This is a genomic window from Treponema sp. UBA7570, from assembly GCA_002477955.1.
GTDB lineage: Bacteria > Spirochaetota > Spirochaetia > Treponematales > Treponemataceae > Treponema_D.
In genome coordinates, this window is sequence record DLLE01000052.1 from 24641 (window position 1) to 39485 (window position 14845).

General features: G+C 38.2%; 18 protein-coding genes. 10 read left to right on the plus strand and 8 right to left on the minus strand.

Translation table 11 applies throughout. From position 1 onward, the window contains the following. The first annotated feature begins 214 nt into the window (after positions 1-214). From B4N75_RS06045 to B4N75_RS06060, 4 genes are all read left to right on the plus strand, one after another. Positions 215-2254: a methyl-accepting chemotaxis protein gene (locus tag B4N75_RS06045; RefSeq protein WP_296667604.1), complete on the plus strand. Its 2040-nt coding sequence runs from the start codon at positions 215-217 to the stop codon at positions 2252-2254. Positions 2255-2382: 128 nt separating this feature from the next. Beyond that, positions 2383-3552: a glycoside hydrolase family 3 N-terminal domain-containing protein gene (locus tag B4N75_RS06050; RefSeq protein WP_296706856.1), complete on the plus strand. Its 1170-nt coding sequence runs from the start codon at positions 2383-2385 to the stop codon at positions 3550-3552. Positions 3553-3554: 2 nt separating this feature from the next. Continuing rightward, positions 3555-4391: an SAM-dependent methyltransferase gene (locus B4N75_RS06055; RefSeq protein WP_296667607.1), complete on the plus strand. Its 837-nt coding sequence runs from the start codon at positions 3555-3557 to the stop codon at positions 4389-4391. Between the two features lie 70 nt (positions 4392-4461). Further along, positions 4462-5718 (plus strand): HD family phosphohydrolase, encoded by a 1257-nt coding sequence (locus B4N75_RS06060; protein ID WP_296706858.1) that lies wholly within the window; start codon positions 4462-4464, stop codon positions 5716-5718. Positions 5719-5725: 7 nt separating this feature from the next. On the opposite strand, the gene B4N75_RS06065 is transcribed toward B4N75_RS06060, so the two are convergent. From B4N75_RS06065 to infC, 6 genes are read right to left on the minus strand one after another with little or no spacing between them, the layout of a single operon-like run. Next, positions 5726-6211, minus strand: a complete 486-nt coding sequence (locus B4N75_RS06065; RefSeq protein ID WP_296667613.1) for a DUF188 domain-containing protein — start codon at positions 6209-6211, stop codon at positions 5726-5728. 10 nt (positions 6212-6221) lie between these two features. After that, positions 6222-6521, minus strand: a complete 300-nt coding sequence (locus B4N75_RS06070; protein ID WP_296020130.1) for a cell division protein ZapA — start codon at positions 6519-6521, stop codon at positions 6222-6224. Positions 6522-6541: 20 nt separating this feature from the next. Then, complete coding sequence (gene zapB / locus B4N75_RS06075; protein ID WP_296706860.1) at positions 6542-7045, minus strand: cell division protein ZapB; 504 nt, start codon at positions 7043-7045, stop codon at positions 6542-6544. Between the two features lie 18 nt (positions 7046-7063). After that, entirely contained in the window at positions 7064-7423 is a 360-nt protein-coding gene (rplT, locus tag B4N75_RS06080) for a 50S ribosomal protein L20 (protein WP_078930220.1), read from the minus strand. A 24-nt stretch (positions 7424-7447) separates the two neighbouring features. Continuing rightward, the gene (gene rpmI / locus B4N75_RS06085) at positions 7448-7648 is read right to left on the minus strand and encodes a 50S ribosomal protein L35 (RefSeq protein WP_078930221.1); all 201 of its coding nucleotides are present in this window, start codon (positions 7646-7648) and stop codon (positions 7448-7450) included. Positions 7649-7667: 19 nt separating this feature from the next. Beyond that, a complete protein-coding gene (gene infC / locus B4N75_RS06090) occupies positions 7668-8195 on the minus strand; it encodes a translation initiation factor IF-3 (protein ID WP_288584162.1) in 528 nt (175 codons plus the stop codon). Between the two features lie 167 nt (positions 8196-8362). On the opposite strand from infC, the gene B4N75_RS06095 reads away from it, so the two are divergent. Beyond that, a complete protein-coding gene (locus B4N75_RS06095) occupies positions 8363-8983 on the plus strand; it encodes a hypothetical protein (RefSeq protein WP_296020123.1) in 621 nt (206 codons plus the stop codon). A 195-nt stretch (positions 8984-9178) separates the two neighbouring features. Here the strand turns inward: B4N75_RS06095 and B4N75_RS06100 are convergent, their stop codons facing one another. Then, complete coding sequence (locus tag B4N75_RS06100) at positions 9179-10177, minus strand: class II fructose-bisphosphate aldolase (protein ID WP_296020120.1); 999 nt, start codon at positions 10175-10177, stop codon at positions 9179-9181. Between the two features lie 251 nt (positions 10178-10428). On the opposite strand from B4N75_RS06100, the gene B4N75_RS06105 reads away from it, so the two are divergent. Next, positions 10429-11190: a flagellar filament outer layer protein FlaA gene (locus B4N75_RS06105; protein WP_296020117.1), complete on the plus strand. Its 762-nt coding sequence runs from the start codon at positions 10429-10431 to the stop codon at positions 11188-11190. Beyond that, positions 11190-11903, plus strand: a complete 714-nt coding sequence (locus B4N75_RS06110; protein WP_296020115.1) for a flagellar filament outer layer protein FlaA — start codon at positions 11190-11192, stop codon at positions 11901-11903. Before B4N75_RS06105 ends, B4N75_RS06110 begins: the two co-directional genes overlap by 1 nt. 212 nt (positions 11904-12115) lie before the next feature. Here B4N75_RS06110 and B4N75_RS06115 read toward each other — a convergent pair whose 3' ends face one another. After that, a complete protein-coding gene (locus B4N75_RS06115; protein ID WP_296706863.1) occupies positions 12116-12865 on the minus strand; it encodes a hypothetical protein in 750 nt (249 codons plus the stop codon). Between the two features lie 158 nt (positions 12866-13023). On the opposite strand from B4N75_RS06115, the gene mraZ reads away from it, so the two are divergent. From mraZ to ftsL, 3 genes are all read left to right on the plus strand, one after another. Next, the gene (gene mraZ / locus B4N75_RS06120; RefSeq protein WP_296667622.1) at positions 13024-13479 is read left to right on the plus strand and encodes a division/cell wall cluster transcriptional repressor MraZ; all 456 of its coding nucleotides are present in this window, start codon (positions 13024-13026) and stop codon (positions 13477-13479) included. A gap of 79 nt (positions 13480-13558) precedes the next feature. Then, positions 13559-14551, plus strand: coding sequence for a 16S rRNA (cytosine(1402)-N(4))-methyltransferase RsmH (rsmH, locus tag B4N75_RS06125; RefSeq protein ID WP_296667624.1), 993 nt, complete (start codon positions 13559-13561; stop codon positions 14549-14551). Beyond that, positions 14551-14844 (plus strand): cell division protein FtsL, encoded by a 294-nt coding sequence (gene ftsL / locus B4N75_RS06130; RefSeq protein ID WP_296020105.1) that lies wholly within the window; start codon positions 14551-14553, stop codon positions 14842-14844. The genes rsmH and ftsL overlap by 1 nt, the downstream gene beginning before the upstream one ends. Position 14845: the final 1 nt, after the last annotated feature.

Here is a 14845-nt window from a genome sequence, read left to right on the forward strand (position 1 = left end):
TTAGTTGCCGCGGCAAAACGATGAAACGTTCTGCCGCGGCAATGAGCGTGAGCGAACCTGTAGCAGCCGGTTTTTGAGAAAAATGTCTGGCAAAACGCCGGATATTTTTTTTAAGAAATGTGTCGTCCTGCAAAAAATTAAAACTTTTTTGATATATCAACTTTTTTTTGACACTTGCATAGCATTTAGATAAAATCGTAACAAAGGTATATAAATGAAAATTCGTATTCGCTCAATTTTTTTTAAGTTGGTTTGTCCTGTTATTCTTGTTTTGACTATTTCGGCAATGATGCTTGTTTTTGGACTCACAAAAATAGTTTCGTCAAGGCTTCTTCAGAATATGCAGGCAAGTGTTGCCAGCGACAGGTTTATTGTCGAAGACCTTATAAATGAAGAGCTGGTTTATGGCGACAGCGTTGCAGATTTTGCTTCTAGTTTTTTTTCTGGAATTCTTGCGAATAATGCGGCGGATGCTGTCAGTGAAGTTTCAAAAATGGCTTTTGAGTCGCTTGATTTGGAATTTATAGCCATTTTTGATACTGACGGAAATCTGATTTCGCCTCCGGAATATGCTCAGGGCGCGGTTGTAAATGACGATGTTCATGCTGCGTTGGAAGGAAATGCTGTTTCTAACTTGAAAATGATTTCTGGCTCGCTTTTGACAACTGATTCTTGCCGTCCGATTTATGTTAACGGTGAAGTTGTCGCTGCTGTAGAAATTACAACTAATTTGAGTGATTCTGAATTTTTGGATCGTATGCCTGAAAAAGTTGGCTGCGATGTTGCGGTTATCTACAAAAATAAGGTTGTCGCGTCTACGCTAAAAACTCTTGTCGGACAAAATGTTCCTGCCGACGTTCTTTCCGATATGGAAGATGATGATACTTGGGTTGGAGAATACAATATAGATTCTACGGCTTATGTTGCGCACTGCTGGGAATTTTCCGAACTTGATGATTGTAAGCTTCTTGTTGCTCAGAAAGCTACAGGAATTTATAAATCTATCAGCGGCATAAAAAGAATCGTCCTTGCTGCGAATATCATAAACACAGTTGTTGTTATGGTTGTAACTTTGATTCTTATCTGGATTTTCGTTTACAAACCGTTAAAAAGGACAAATAAAGCGATTATTGATCTTTCGAGCGGAGAAGCTGATCTTTCTGTTCGTCTTCCAGAACGTGGTGGCGATGAATTTGAAGATTTGTCTTCTGGTGTAAACAAATTTATGGCTTTGCTTCAGCAGCTGATGAAGGATTTGCATTTGCGTGCTGCCGATATTAAGGCGGTTATTCAGGAACTTGGTACAAGTTCTCAGGAAACTGCAAGCGCCACTGCCGAAATTATGGCAAATATTGAATCTGTAAAAAATCAGTCTTCAAATCAGGTAAACGCTGTTCAAAATGTTTCAGGTGTTATCGAAAATTCAAGCAATTCTATGAATAAACTTAAGGAAAACATTGTTGCTCAGACTTCTGATATTACAGAATCTTCTGCCGCAATTGAACAGATGATTGGAAATATTCATTCTGTAACTGATTCTACCGAAAAAATGTCTTCTTCGTTCTCAGATCTTGAAAGACTTATTAAAGAAGGTGCAGAAAATGTTAAGGCATGTTCTGATGTTATTAAGCAGGTTGAAGAAAAATCTCTTGTTCTTGCCGATGCAAATAACACAATCAAGTCAATTTCTTCCCAGACAAACCTCCTTGCAATGAATGCGATGATTGAATCTGCTCACGCTGGAGAAGCTGGAAAAGGATTTGCAGTTGTTGCGGACGAAATTCGAAAGCTCGCAGAAAATTCTAGCGCGCAGGCAAAGGCCATTGAAGAAAATATCAAAGATATAACAGATTTGATTAGTGAAGGCGGACGTCTTTCTGACCTTTCTCAGTCAAGTTTTGAAAATATCGACAATCAGGTAAATGTCGTTGATCCTCTCGTTTCTCAGATTTCAAATGCTATGGAAGAGCAGACAAGCGGTTCTTCTCAGATTTTGGAGGCGCTTGGAAATATGAAGGATGAATCTGTTCTTGTTGATGACAGTTCAAAATTGCTTTCTGACGGTTTTGTAAAAATTAACAATGATATGGAATCCGTAACTCAGATTTCTTCAACTGTTATGGGAAGTATGGACGAAATGGCTGCCGGTTCAAAACAAATTAGCCAGGCAACTCAGATTGTAAGCGAACTTGCTTTAAAAACAAAAGATGCAATGTCTGCAATTGACGAAATGCTTCTCAAATTTAAAGTTTAATCGTTATGAATTTTTATTCAAGCTTAAAAAAAACAAAAAAAGCAGTGGAAAAATTTTTCAAATTTTCTCCACTGTTTTTGACTTCCTTTTTTATCTTATCCTGTGCTTCAAAATCGGAAAAGCAAAGATTGCGCGAAATTGCAGTTCAAAATTCAAAAAAAACTGCAATTGAACAGTTTGTAAACAAGTTGCCAGAAAGCGAAAGAATTTCTCAGCTTTTTTTGGTCAATATAGAAGGAAACAAAAATTATATTCCTGTTGAAAAAACAGGTTCGCTTTATGGCAAAAAAAACGAAGGCGAACCTCTCCTTCCTGGCGGCTGTCTTTTTTTTAGCTACAATATTGCGGATTCGAAAGAGCAGGTTCGTTCGTTTATAAACTCTATAAATTCATTTTATTCAAAAAATAACAACGTTCTTCCGTTTATTGCGGTTGATCAGGAAGGCGGTTCAGTCAACCGTCTCCGAAAAATTACCGGAAATTTTCCTTCAGAAAAATATATTTCTCAAAATTTCGATGAAGCAAAAGCCCGGGAAATTTATGAAAATCAGGCTAGCCAAATGGCCGAACTCGGTTTTAATATGAACCTTGCGCCTGTTGTTGAAGTTGAAACTTTGGAAAATTCCGATTTTTTGGATACGCGCTCTTTTGGTTCTCTTGAAAAAGTTCTTTTTTATGCGCCTTTGGAGATAAATGCCTTTGAAAATCAAAAAATTGCGACAGTTTTAAAGCATTTTCCAGGAAATTCAAATACCGATCCGCATACAGGTCTTCCTGAAATAAAAATTTCTTCAGAAGAGCTTAAAAACGAACTCCTTGAACCGTTTAAAAAACTTCTTCCTTTGTCTTCATCTGTCCTTATGAGCCATGCCAGAGTTACCGTTGAGGATGACTTTTCTTATTGCGATTCTTCAATTCCTGCCTGTCTTTCTGAATTTTGGGTAACAAAAGTTTTGAGGGAAGATTTTGGGTTTGAAGGTCTTGTTTTGAGCGATGATATTTTTATGGGCGCTTTGGCGGACAATGGTTTTTTGAGCGAAGATGCAGCGGTTAGGGCGATTGAGGCCGGTGTTAATATAATTATGCTGAGCGAAAAACGTTTTGGTTCTGTTGCAAAAATTTTACTCAAAAAAGCATCTGAATCTCAAGAGTTTAATCAAAAAATTCAAAAAAGCGTTCAAAAAATAATCGAATATAAAATTAAGGGCGGACTTTTGGAACTTAGGCAGTTTGATTTTGATTCAGACGGCAAAAAACTGAAAATTCCAGCTTTTAAAGTCGTTGCCGCGGATTTTTAAGAATGAAACAAAAAAACAAAAAAAATAAACTTTCTGGAGCCGAAGGTTTTGATTCATATTATTCAGAAATTTTTGGTTCAAGATGGAATTTGTTGAAGCCGTCTCTTTACGGCAAAAATCAGCTTGCAGAATTTAATGCCGGCGGAAGCGAAAGTTATTTTCTTGACAGCGCTTCTGTTCGCGCCGCAGTAACTCTTCCATTAAAAAATGCCAGGACTGTTTTGGACATGTGCGCCGCTCCTGGAGGAAAAACAATTGTCCTTGCAAGCTGCATGGAAAAAAATGCTGAGCTTTTGGCAAATGAACGTTCGTCTGAGCGCAAAATCCGCCTTTTTCATTCTGTGGAAAATTGTCTTCCAGAAAATGTAAAAAAACGTGTCAATGTAATTTGCAAAGATGGAGCTATACTTTGCCTTGCAGAATCAAACAGATTTGACCGAATTTTGCTCGACGCTCCATGTTCTTCCGAAAGGCATGTTCTTTGCGATTTGAATTATTTAAAAGACTGGTCGCCATCGAGAATTAAAACTCTTGCAATTGCCCAGTGGTCGCTTTTGTCTTCTGCATGGCGCATGCTCAATGTGGACGGATATATGGTTTATTCAACCTGTGCACTTAATCCGGACGAAAATGACAATATCATAAAAAAACTGTTAAAAAAATTTGACGATGTGGAAATTTGTGAACCTAAAATTTCTTCAGATGTAAGCAGCTTTTGCAATGCGACTTTGCCTGAAGGCGAAAAAACAGAGTTTGGAAGCCATGTTTTGCCAGACACTTGCAATGGAGCAGGACCTCTTTATTTTTCACTTTTGCATAAAATTGGCATAATAGAATAAAAATAATAGAAGAATTTAAGTTTAAGTGCTAAAATGGTAGAGGTTTATTTTAAAAATTAAGAGGAAAGAGATGGCTTCAACTACAAAGGAACAGAAACTTCAGAGCATTATTGAGATGGAACGAATGCTAAATGAAATTCAAGATTTGGATGTTCTGCTGGAAAGAATTCTAACGGAAGCAAGAAAAATTGTTCATGCAGATGCCGGCTCGATTTATGTAGTTGAAGGAAATAATTTAAGAATAAAATATGCACAAAATGACACCCAGTTAAAAACTGTTCCTGCGGGCTCAAAAATTCCTTATGTTTCTTTTTCCTTTCCTATTTCAAAAAAATCAATTGCCGGTTACTGCGTGGTTTCCGGAAAATCTGTAAATATTGCCGATGCTTATAATCTTTCTGAAGATTTGCCATTTTCGTTCAACAAAGCGACTGACAAAGAAACTGGATATCGTTCAACTTCAATGTTTTGTATTCCTTTAAAAATTGCCAGCGGAAAAATTCTTGGAGTTCTCCAGATTATAAATGCTCAGAATGAAAATGGAAATGTAATTCCTTTTGACTCTGATGCTGAACTTTATATTACGCATTTTGCGGCAAGTGCGGTTCAGGCTCTTGAACATGCCCGTCTTATCGGAAATATGATAAAATCACTTCAACTTATGGCACAGTTTCGAGATCCGAAAGAAACTTTTAAGCATGTCGAAAGGGTTTCTTCGTTTTCGATTGAAATTTATGACCGCTGGGCAGTGAATAATAATGTTCCATTCCTTGAACAGCAAAAATACCGTGATAATTTAAAGATTGCCGCAAAATGCCATGATTTTGGAAAAGTTGCCGTTCAGGACGCAATTCTCAAAAAAATAACGCCGCGGTTAACTTGCGACGAACGTAATATTATGAAAGGTCATACTTGCGCTGGAGCCTTGATTTTTAATGAGCCTGAATCCGCCCTCGAAGAAATGTGCCGAGATGTTGCCTTGAGACACCATGAATGGTGGGACGGGCAGGATAAAGGTTATCCTGGAGATTTTGATTTTTCAAAATATGAGCCTGGAATGGCTATTCCTCAGGCAAAACCCTTAAAAGGCGAAGAAATTCCTCTTGCCGCGAGAATTGTTTCGATTGCCGATGTTTTTGACGCTCTAAGCCATAAACGTGCTTATAAAAGCGCATGGTCTTTGGAAGATTCTTTTTTTGAAATCGAAAAACTTTCCGGAACTCAGTTTGATCCATCATTGGTAATGGCTTTTTTGCAGATAAAAGATCGTATTATTGCAATCAATTCTGCGTTTGAAACAAATGGTTCTGCTGAGGATATTGACTGATATTTTTTTAGTTCTTTTTTGAAAAATTTTCGTTTACGATAAGCTGGCTTGTTTTTCGCTCAAAACAGTCTGCAAATTTTTTTAATTCTCTAATTCCGTAGCGGCTTGCATTTTTTTCTGAAAGCCCAAGCTGTGCAAGGTTGAGGTTGAAATTTCTTTCACTCAAGCGTTCGTGTATATTGTCTTTTGTAAAAGCTGTTCCGCGATCATTCATTACGAAGATTTTTTTTTCTACAAGCCGTGCTGCAAATGGAATGTCCCTTGTAATTACGATGTCGTTGTTTTTTGCATTTTCAAAAATAAAATTATCGGCGGCACCTTCTTTTTTTTCGCAGACAATCATTTTAAAAAGAGGGTTGTTCTTTGGATGGGAAATTTCATGGTTTGCGACAAAATTAACATTTAAGTTTTTTGCTTTTGCTATGTCGATTACATAATTTTTTACAGGAAGAGGGCAGGAATCGGCATCTATCCAGATGAAAAATGAATACATTTTTTTGCACCTATGCTTTTAAAACCTGATCAAGTTTTTTTATCATTTCGGAAGTCAGTTTTTCTGCTTTTTCGTTGCTGAGCGAAGTTTTTTGAGAAACTGAACTTTTTGATTTTTCTTTGTAGAGTTCGTCGCAGAGCATTATTCCTGCGAGAATTGAAATATGGAGTTCAGATTTTAACATTCCACTTTTTTGAATTTCGTTTACGATATTTTTATAATAGCCAAGCAACTTTTTAAGATAGTTATCATCTTCACTTGCTTTTATTGAAAAAGATGTTCCTAAAAGCTCTATTTTCAATGTTCCCATTAAACTGCCTTTTTGGTTTATTAAAAAATATCAAATGACGGCTGAATTGTCTCTGTTTTTTCAGAAGATTCTTCGTTCTTAACTGAATTTTCTTGTTCTGTCTGCTGGTTCTGAACTGGAATTGCTGTATCAAACGAGTGCTGAACTGCTTTATCTTGAATTAAACTGTTTTCTGTATTTTTTTGTTCGAAAGAATTTTGAATTGAAGTTTGTTCTGTAGTTTTGTCTGCTTGCTGAACTAGTATTTGCGGTTGTTTTTGTACAGACGCTTGAACACCTGCTGTTGCCGTATGAACTGCATTTTCTACAGCATTTAAACGTTCAAGCGCCTTTAAAATTCCTTCCTCGATCTTGCCTTGATCTGTCTGAAAACTAGAAAATTGCTCCGTTTTTGCTGAAAGTGCGTTTGTGAGCTCTGCGCATTTTCTACGCAAAGCAGCATTTTCTGCATTAAGCTGTACGATTTTCGCAACAGCATTTTCTACTTTTTCTTCAAGAAGAATGACTTGATCGAGTGAAATCATTTTTACGTCTCCGTAAAATTATTTGCTGAGCGCTTTTTTTGCAACTTCAACAACAGCTTTGAATGCTGCTGGGTCTTCAATAGCCATGTTTGAAAGAGCCTTTCGGTTCAATGTTACACCTGCTTTGTTAAGCCCATCAATAAAGCGTGAGTAAGAAAGACCTTCATCACGAACAGCTGCATTGATACGTGCAATCCACAACTGGCGGAAATCGCCTTTGCGGTCTCGGCGGTCAACATAAGCGTGGCGAAGAGCCTTTACAACAGCGTCTTTTGCTGCTTTGTAGTTTGTTCCGCGGCGTCCAGTAAATCCGCTTGCAAGTTTAAGAATCTTTGAACGGCGGTTATTGCGTTTTGTTCCATCTATTGCTCTAGACATTTTATTCTCCTTTAATTAACGGTATTAGCCGTATGGAAGCTGCTGTTTGCGGATTCTTGCTGCTGAATCTTCAGAAAGAATTCCAGCGCCACGAAGGTGCATTTTGCGTTTTGGTGATTTCTTAGTCAAAATATGACGAAGATTCATTTTCTTGTACTTTACTTTGCCAGTTCCAGTAAGAGAGAATCTCTTAGCTGAGGCTTTCTTTGTCTTCATCTTAGGCATTTTACTTTACCTCATTCCTTTACTTGACTTTCGAATTTAAGGTCATCGACATGAAACGGCCTTCCATTGCTGGCGCCTTTTCAATTGCGTATGAACCTTCACGAAGTCTTTTTTCTACTTCTTTCAGGACATCAAATCCAAGTTCTGTGTGGGCAAGTTCACGTCCGCGGAAACGAATCGTTACTTTTACTTTGTTACCATCATCAAGGAATTCCTGAATATGTTTTGCCTTAGTGTCAAGGTCGCCTGCGCCGATTTTTGGCTGCATGCGGATTTCCTTATTCTTAAGGGCTTTTTGGTTCTTGCGGGAATCACGGAGTCTTTTTTCCTGCTCGTACCGATACTTACCAAAGTTAAGAATCTTGCAAACCGGCGGATTTGCGTTAGGGGACACTTCAACAAGGTCGAGATTTCTCTCTTTTGCTAATTCCAGTGCGTCGCGAGTTGAAATAATTTTTACTTCACTCTTTTCACCTTCACCATCAATCAAACGAACTTCACGAACACGAATCTGTTCATTGATTCTTAAACCTTTAATGTCTGCCAACGTTCCTCCTAGTGTTTTACAAAACACTTGTATCAATAAGTCTTTACATAATATCAAATTCTGAGATTCTTTGTCTAGTTGTTTTTTCTCTGTTTTTGTATCTGCTGTATTGAAAAAATAGAACTTTGCTGATATTTTTTATTGCACCTATGTATTTGTTTTCTTTTTTGTTGTTTCCAATAGTAACTTTTTTTAAAGCGTGTTCTGATTATAAGAAATTAGGTTTTGAATACTTAAAAAGCCGTTTTTTAATTGTGCTTTTTGGCGCTTTGAGCGGTTGTGCTCTTTGTGCAATTTTTGAATTTTGTATTTTTGTTCCGGAGTATCAGGGAACTGATGCCGCGTTTTTCTTTTTATTGCAGTGGATTTTTAGCTTTTTTATTCCGTCGCTTTTTTTTGTTTTTTTTATTTTGTGGTCGAATGATGAATGGCGGGTACGAATTGACGGCTTTTTGTATTTTTTTCTTCCTTTTTTGTGCGTTTATGTTCCATTTTGGCTTTTTACAAAAAATGCGGAACTTTCGTTCTTTATGCTTTTTGTTTTGCCGGTGATGTTCCTTTTTGAAGTTTTTGCGCTCGAGACTGATGTCAAGGCTTTTTATTTGAATTTAAAAAACAAGTCTGCAAAATGTGTGCTTAACGTTTTTTTTATTTTGGCCGAATCCGTTTTTGCTTCGCTTGTTTTGACTCTTTATTATTTTGATTTTGACTGGTGGATCTGGGGTTCTGCCTGTGGTGTTTTTGCAGTTTTGTGTCTTTTTAGATTTTGTTTTAAGGTGAAAAAATAGTTTTTTTTAGAAAGATGCGCTCCGTTCCGCAGTGGCGGCAAGGCCGGTCCGAAGGACTGAGGGTTACCGAACCACGGAGAAACGCTGGACGGTAAAATTTGCGCCTGAAAAAAACAAAAAGGCTGTAAAAAGCAGTGCCTGTAAAAAATTGGCATTTGCTTTGAACAGCCTTTTTTTATTAAGAAGTGGCAAATCCTAGTCGAGCGCGTGTCCTGCTGAGCCTAAAACGTCGATGTTTTTGTGCATGTACATTTTTTTGAGCTCGTCGCGGGCCGGCCCAAGGTATTTTCTAGGGTCAAATTCGCCCGGGTTTTCTGCAAGAACTTTGCGGATGATGGCTGTCATTGCAAGGCGTCCGTCTGAGTCGATGTTGATTTTGCAAACGGCGGATTTTGCCGCTTTCCTGAGCTGCTCTTCTGGAATTCCGACTGAATCAGGAATTTTTCCGCCGTACTGTTCAATCATTTTTACATACTGGATTGGCACGGAAGATGAGCCGTGCAGTACGATAGGAAATCCTGGAAGCTGTTTTTCGATTTCCGCGAGAACGTCGAAGGCAAGCGGCGGTGGAATTAAAATTCCGTCGGCGTTGCGGGTGCACTGTTCCGGAGTAAATTTGCAGCGGCCGTGAGAAGTTCCAATCGAGATTGCGAGGGAATCGCAGCCTGTTTTGCGGGTAAAGTCTACGACTTCTTCCGGTTTTGTGTAGTGGCTTTCTGCCGCGCTTACTTCGTCTTCAACTCCGGCAAGAACGCCGAGCTCTGCTTCTACGGTAACGTCGAATTTATGTGCGTAGTCAACGACCTGCTTTGTGAGCGCAATGTTTTCTTCGTATGGAAGCGAAGAGCCGTCGATCATAACTGAAGAAAAACCGTTGTCGATACAGTCTTTTGCTACTTCAAAGCTAGGACCGTGGTCAAGGTGAAGGACGATCGGAATATCGCAGCCAAGCTCATGAGCATATTCAACTGCGCCGCGAGCTAAATTTCTGAGGATGAATTTGTCTGCATACTGGCGGGCGCCTTTTGAAACCTGAAGAATTACAGGAGATTTTGTTTCTACACAGGCCTGGATAATTGCCTGCATCTGTTCCATGTTGTTGAAGTTATAGGCAGGGATTGCATATTCGCCTTTTATTGCCTTCGCGAAAATATCGCGGGTGTTTACGAGTCCTAAATCTTTGTAATTTACCATAAAATTCTACGCCTCCATTGGTGTTGTTCTCTTGCTGTTATTATGCAGCGTCAGAAACGAAAAATCAAGTTAAGAAGAAAATGTGCAGATTCGTGTAAAGTTTTTGGTTTTTAGAAAATAATGATGCTAAAAGAGTTTGACAAAGGACAAAGAGAAAAATATAATTTGGAATGTTATATAATTATTTTAGAAAATAATGCCGATAATTAAATTGCCGTATTATCAAGTAATACGCATGAAGGAGTTTTTAGATGAAAAAAAGCGTTGTTGCTTTAACTAGTCTTGCTCTTCTTTTTGGATTCTGTGCTCCGGTATTTGCACAGCCAAGCAGCAGGGCGGTTGAAACTTTTATTGTTGATGATTTTGACAATAAAGGTGAAAAAAATGCATACCAGAATATGGCTGGTACTGAGTTGTGGACTTGGGGTGTTCAGGCAAGCCGTTTCATTGAGGAAGGTTTTCCGAAAAAAGATTTTGTGCCTGGACAGCCAAATTCTCTTAAAGTTTTAAATAGAGATAAAAATGCCGAGCCTAAAGTTCTCGGTGTAAAGACTAAATTTGCACGCAAGGGAGAAAACTGGTTTGAAGTTTACCCTGAAGTTGACGGAAAACCTTATGAAATTCCTTTTGTTGGAACTTGCACACAGATAGATTTCTGGGTTTGGGGCGCAAACTATCTTTATTACATCGACATTCTTGTTCGTGACTCTGATGGCCGCGTTCATACTCTTCCTGCCGGAAATCTTGCATTTAACGGCTGGAAAAATGTTATTGTAACAGTTCCTACTTCTATCCGTCAGCACTCAAGGCTTCGTAGCGGTCCTGATACAATGATGTTTGTTGGTTTTAGAGTACGTACTGATCCAGATGAATTTGTAGATGATTTTAATATCTTCTTCGATCAGCTTAAATATACGACAAATACTTTGAGCAATATTTTTGATGGATATGAGCTTAAAGATATTGATTTTGGTGATTCATCATCAAGCTCAAGCAGTGAGGATGCAAAATAATGAAAAAGTTAATTTCTGTAATTTTTACATTGGCGGCGGCAAGTATTGCTTTTGCACAGAGTTCTAGCCTTTCAGATCCTGATCCAACAATTATCGGCGCAGATTCTGCAAAACAGGCTCTCCGTGAAATTTCTGTAGATAAATTTGAAGTTGAAGGCTCTTGGAATGCTTCGATTTCTCCAGATTTTGGCGTGATTTCTAGCCGGCTTTTTGACGGTTCGCCAGCAATGAAAGAACCTGTAAAAGGTGATGAGAATGCAGAAGATTCAAAGGTTTTGGGCGTTAAGGTTGAATTTTTTAGACGCGGTATAAATTCTTTCTTTATCCGTTCTGCTCGTCCAATTCCGATTGAAGGTGTTACGAAGACTGTTTCTGTTTGGGTAGCAGGACGCAATATTGGACATAGTCTTTATCTTTTAGTTCAGGATTATTTTGGAAACAACTTTGAACTTTATATGGGAAATCTTGCATTTTCTGGCTGGAGAAAGATGACGGTTGCAATTCCTCCAACTCCGGATGGAGAGCATGGAATTATCCAGCAGAGTGCTTACGATGGAATTAGACCAGGACTTCGTATTCTTGGATTTAGAATTGACTGTGATCCAGCTCTTGCTCGCGGTCAGTACTATATTTATTTTGATGCATTGAATGCTGTAACTGATCTTTATGACGTTGAAAACCGTGATGAAGATGATATTATGGATGACTGGTAGTCGATAGACTTTCTTAAAAAAGGGACCGTTCTAAAAGTTTTATTCTAAGTGATTTGTTATGAATTGCGATGGATTGGCTTTTTGAATAGTCCCATTTTTTTTTGCGTGAGGGGCATTAGTGGCCGCGATGCGGGTGCAGAGCACCGAAAGCGCGAAGGCGCTGTAGCCACGTTTGACCCGACGTTTTTTTTTGTAAAAAAAAACGGCACGCCCTAATTGATTTTATAAATCCAGCTTTTTCCCTTCTTTTTATCTGTTTTTTTTATGAGATGCATTTTTTCCAGAAGCCAGATTAAGAGCGTGTAGCATTTTACGCATGATTTGATGTTTGTTTTTGAAAAATTCTGAGGCCAATTTTTTTTTAAAAGGGCTTGCTGTAGTTCTGGCGGCGTAAAAAAATCTGGAAGCGACTGTGGAAGCAGGTTTTTCCAGTCTTCTTTTGTGTGGAAAATTTGTTTTGAATTGATTGTTTCAAGAATTTTGTCGGTTACAAGATAGTTTTTTAGATGCCGGCGGCTTTTTGTTTTGTTTTGGACGGTTTGTTCTGTTTGACGGCGGATTTCTGTAATTTTTACATTTAAAAACTCTATAGAAAGATTTTTATTTCCTAAAAATGTGTAAATTCCTGTAAGAGAGCGGAGCGCGGTGTAGACGGTTTGTTTTGCCGGGCTTTTTCTTTTTGAAAGAAGGGTTGCGTCTGGAGAAAAAGTTTTTATGATTTTTTCTTCGATTAGCGGATGAACGATTTTTATTTTTTTATTTTTGTTTAGAAAATATTCGATTTTTCGTTTTAGAGCAGAAATATTTGAAGTTTGGATCTCGATTATCTCGTCGTTTTGAGTGATTATGTCGCAGATAAAACGTCCGGATTTTTGTTCGGTTTTTCCGCTGAACTCAAGCGCGTAGATGTTTTTTAGCGTACGATGTAGGGAATTTTCATTGTATGTGTTTATGACTGTCATTTTTTTTGTTGCTTTTGTTTATTTGTTTTTGTTGCTCAATTTTTTTTTGTTCTAAACATTAAAATATTCATTTTATCGGCTAAAAAAGTGGTTGACTTTATGATTTTATTGGTTAAAATGTATTTTAAGTGGGAAAAAGTGGAATAAAGTGGTAAAAAATGGAGCTTCTGACTGGTGAGTACCGGAACACGCTGGACGAAAAAGGGAGAATTCTCTTTCCAGCAAAACTTAGAAATGAGTTGTTCGGTGAATCAGATAAAAATGTCCTCATCGTTACGCAGTCGTTTGACCGCTGTTTATGGCTTTATACGCTGGAAGAATGGAAGACGCTTTCTTCTAAAATTATGGAAACGGCATCTCCTTTCAGCAAGCAAAATCGTCTTGTTCTTCGTAGTCTTATTGCTCCAGCTCAAGAAGTTGAACTTGATAAAGCTGGACGGCTTTCTATCCCGCAGAGCTTGCGCGAGTATGCAGGACTGTCTAAAGATTGCATAATTCTTGGAATTAACAGGTATATGGAGCTTTGGGACAGTGAATCTTATAAATCTTATCTTGAAGAAAATGAGCAGGATTTAAAAGATGCGGCAGAAGCTCTTAGTGCTATAAATTTATAAATTTTATTGAAAAAACTGCTGTGTGCCGGACGTTTTTTTTCTGTGCAGTTTTTCCTTGAAGTTTGCGGGAGTTTTTAAGTTGGAAATTGTTCATACTCCGGTTCTTTTGCAGGAATGCTTGGATTATTTAAGTCCTGTTGGAGAGCTTTTTGAGAAAAATGCTTTGATGATTGACTCAACTCTGGGAGAAGGCGGACATTCTTTTGCTTTTCTTTCCAAATTTCCAGGGCTTCATATTATTGGACTTGATGCTGATAAAAATATTCAGGCCAGAGCACGAGAAAGACTTGCTTTGTTTGGCGAAAGAATGAAGTTTTTTAACGGCTGGTTTAATGATTTTTATGAGAATTATGATATGTCTGGCGAAAGACCGAATTTAATACTCTTTGATTTGGGCATAAGTGTTTATCATTACGAAAAAAGCGGGAGGGGATTTTCTTTTCGGCATGATGAACCTTTGGATATGAGGCTTAATGCTTCTGAAGGGGAAAGTGCAGGTGACATTGTAAATTCCTGGAAAGAAGATGAACTGGCAAATATGATTTATTTATACAGCGACGAAAAAATGAGCCGAAAAATTGCAAAGGCGATTGTTGAAGCGAGAATGGGTGGAAAAATCACTTCTTCAAAAGCTCTTGCGGAAATCATTTGGAATGCGGTTCCTGCAAACTATCGTTACGGTCAGATTCATCCAGCTACAAGAACTTTTCAGGCTTTGCGAATTGCTGTAAACAGTGAATTGCGTCGTCTGCCAAAAGCTTTGCACAGTGCGTTCAATGTTTTGAAAGACGGTGGAAAAATGGGCGTGATTACTTTTCATTCTCTGGAAGACCGCATTGTAAAAAATTATTTTAGAAATTTAGGAAAACAGTGTGTTTGTCCTCCGGAACAGGCTGCCTGCACTTGCGGTGGTACTGCCTGCGCTGAAATTTTGACCAGAAAGCCTGTTGAGCCGACTGCCCAGGAAGTAAAGATGAATTCCCCAAGCAGAAGCGCAAAACTTCGTGTTGTGCGGAAAATCCATGATGCGAGCGCCCGGCATTTTATGGCAATCGAAGAGGAGGCTATGTGATGAAAAGAAAATTTTTTAAATCATATTTTTTTGCCTGCCTTGCAACTTTTTTGATTCCTGTTTTGCTGGTTTTTCAGGCGTTTCAGTCTTATCGCTATAAAAAACTGAGCGCAGAGATAAAAACACTGGAAAAAAAACAGGTTGAGCTTGTTGAACAGAACAGAAAATTGATTTCTGATATAAGCGTGCTTTCGAGTTCTGAAAGAATTGAAAAAATTGCCGAAGAAGAGCTTGGAATGCGGAAAGCCAACACCGAAGATATTGTTCGTGTTGAGATTAAAGGGGAAAATTAAA

Coding starts and splice junctions, on each gene's coding strand:
- B4N75_RS06105 (WP_296020117.1), top strand. CDS start 10,429: ATGAAAAAAAGCGTTGTTGCTTTAACTAGTCTTGCTCTTCTTTTTGGA.
- B4N75_RS06060 (WP_296706858.1), top strand. CDS start 4,462: ATGGCTTCAACTACAAAGGAACAGAAACTTCAGAGCATTATTGAGATG.
- B4N75_RS06055 (WP_296667607.1), top strand. CDS start 3,555: ATGAAACAAAAAAACAAAAAAAATAAACTTTCTGGAGCCGAAGGTTTT.
- ftsL (WP_296020105.1), top strand. CDS start 14,551: ATGAAAAGAAAATTTTTTAAATCATATTTTTTTGCCTGCCTTGCAACT.
- mraZ (WP_296667622.1), top strand. CDS start 13,024: ATGGAGCTTCTGACTGGTGAGTACCGGAACACGCTGGACGAAAAAGGG.
- B4N75_RS06045 (WP_296667604.1), top strand. CDS start 215: ATGAAAATTCGTATTCGCTCAATTTTTTTTAAGTTGGTTTGTCCTGTT.
- zapB (WP_296706860.1), bottom strand. CDS start 7,045: ATGATTTCACTCGATCAAGTCATTCTTCTTGAAGAAAAAGTAGAAAAT.
- B4N75_RS06110 (WP_296020115.1), top strand. CDS start 11,190: ATGAAAAAGTTAATTTCTGTAATTTTTACATTGGCGGCGGCAAGTATT.
- rpmI (WP_078930221.1), bottom strand. CDS start 7,648: ATGCCTAAGATGAAGACAAAGAAAGCCTCAGCTAAGAGATTCTCTCTT.
- B4N75_RS06115 (WP_296706863.1), bottom strand. CDS start 12,865: ATGACAGTCATAAACACATACAATGAAAATTCCCTACATCGTACGCTA.
- B4N75_RS06100 (WP_296020120.1), bottom strand. CDS start 10,177: ATGGTAAATTACAAAGATTTAGGACTCGTAAACACCCGCGATATTTTC.
- B4N75_RS06070 (WP_296020130.1), bottom strand. CDS start 6,521: ATGGGAACATTGAAAATAGAGCTTTTAGGAACATCTTTTTCAATAAAA.
- rplT (WP_078930220.1), bottom strand. CDS start 7,423: ATGTCTAGAGCAATAGATGGAACAAAACGCAATAACCGCCGTTCAAAG.
- B4N75_RS06065 (WP_296667613.1), bottom strand. CDS start 6,211: ATGTATTCATTTTTCATCTGGATAGATGCCGATTCCTGCCCTCTTCCT.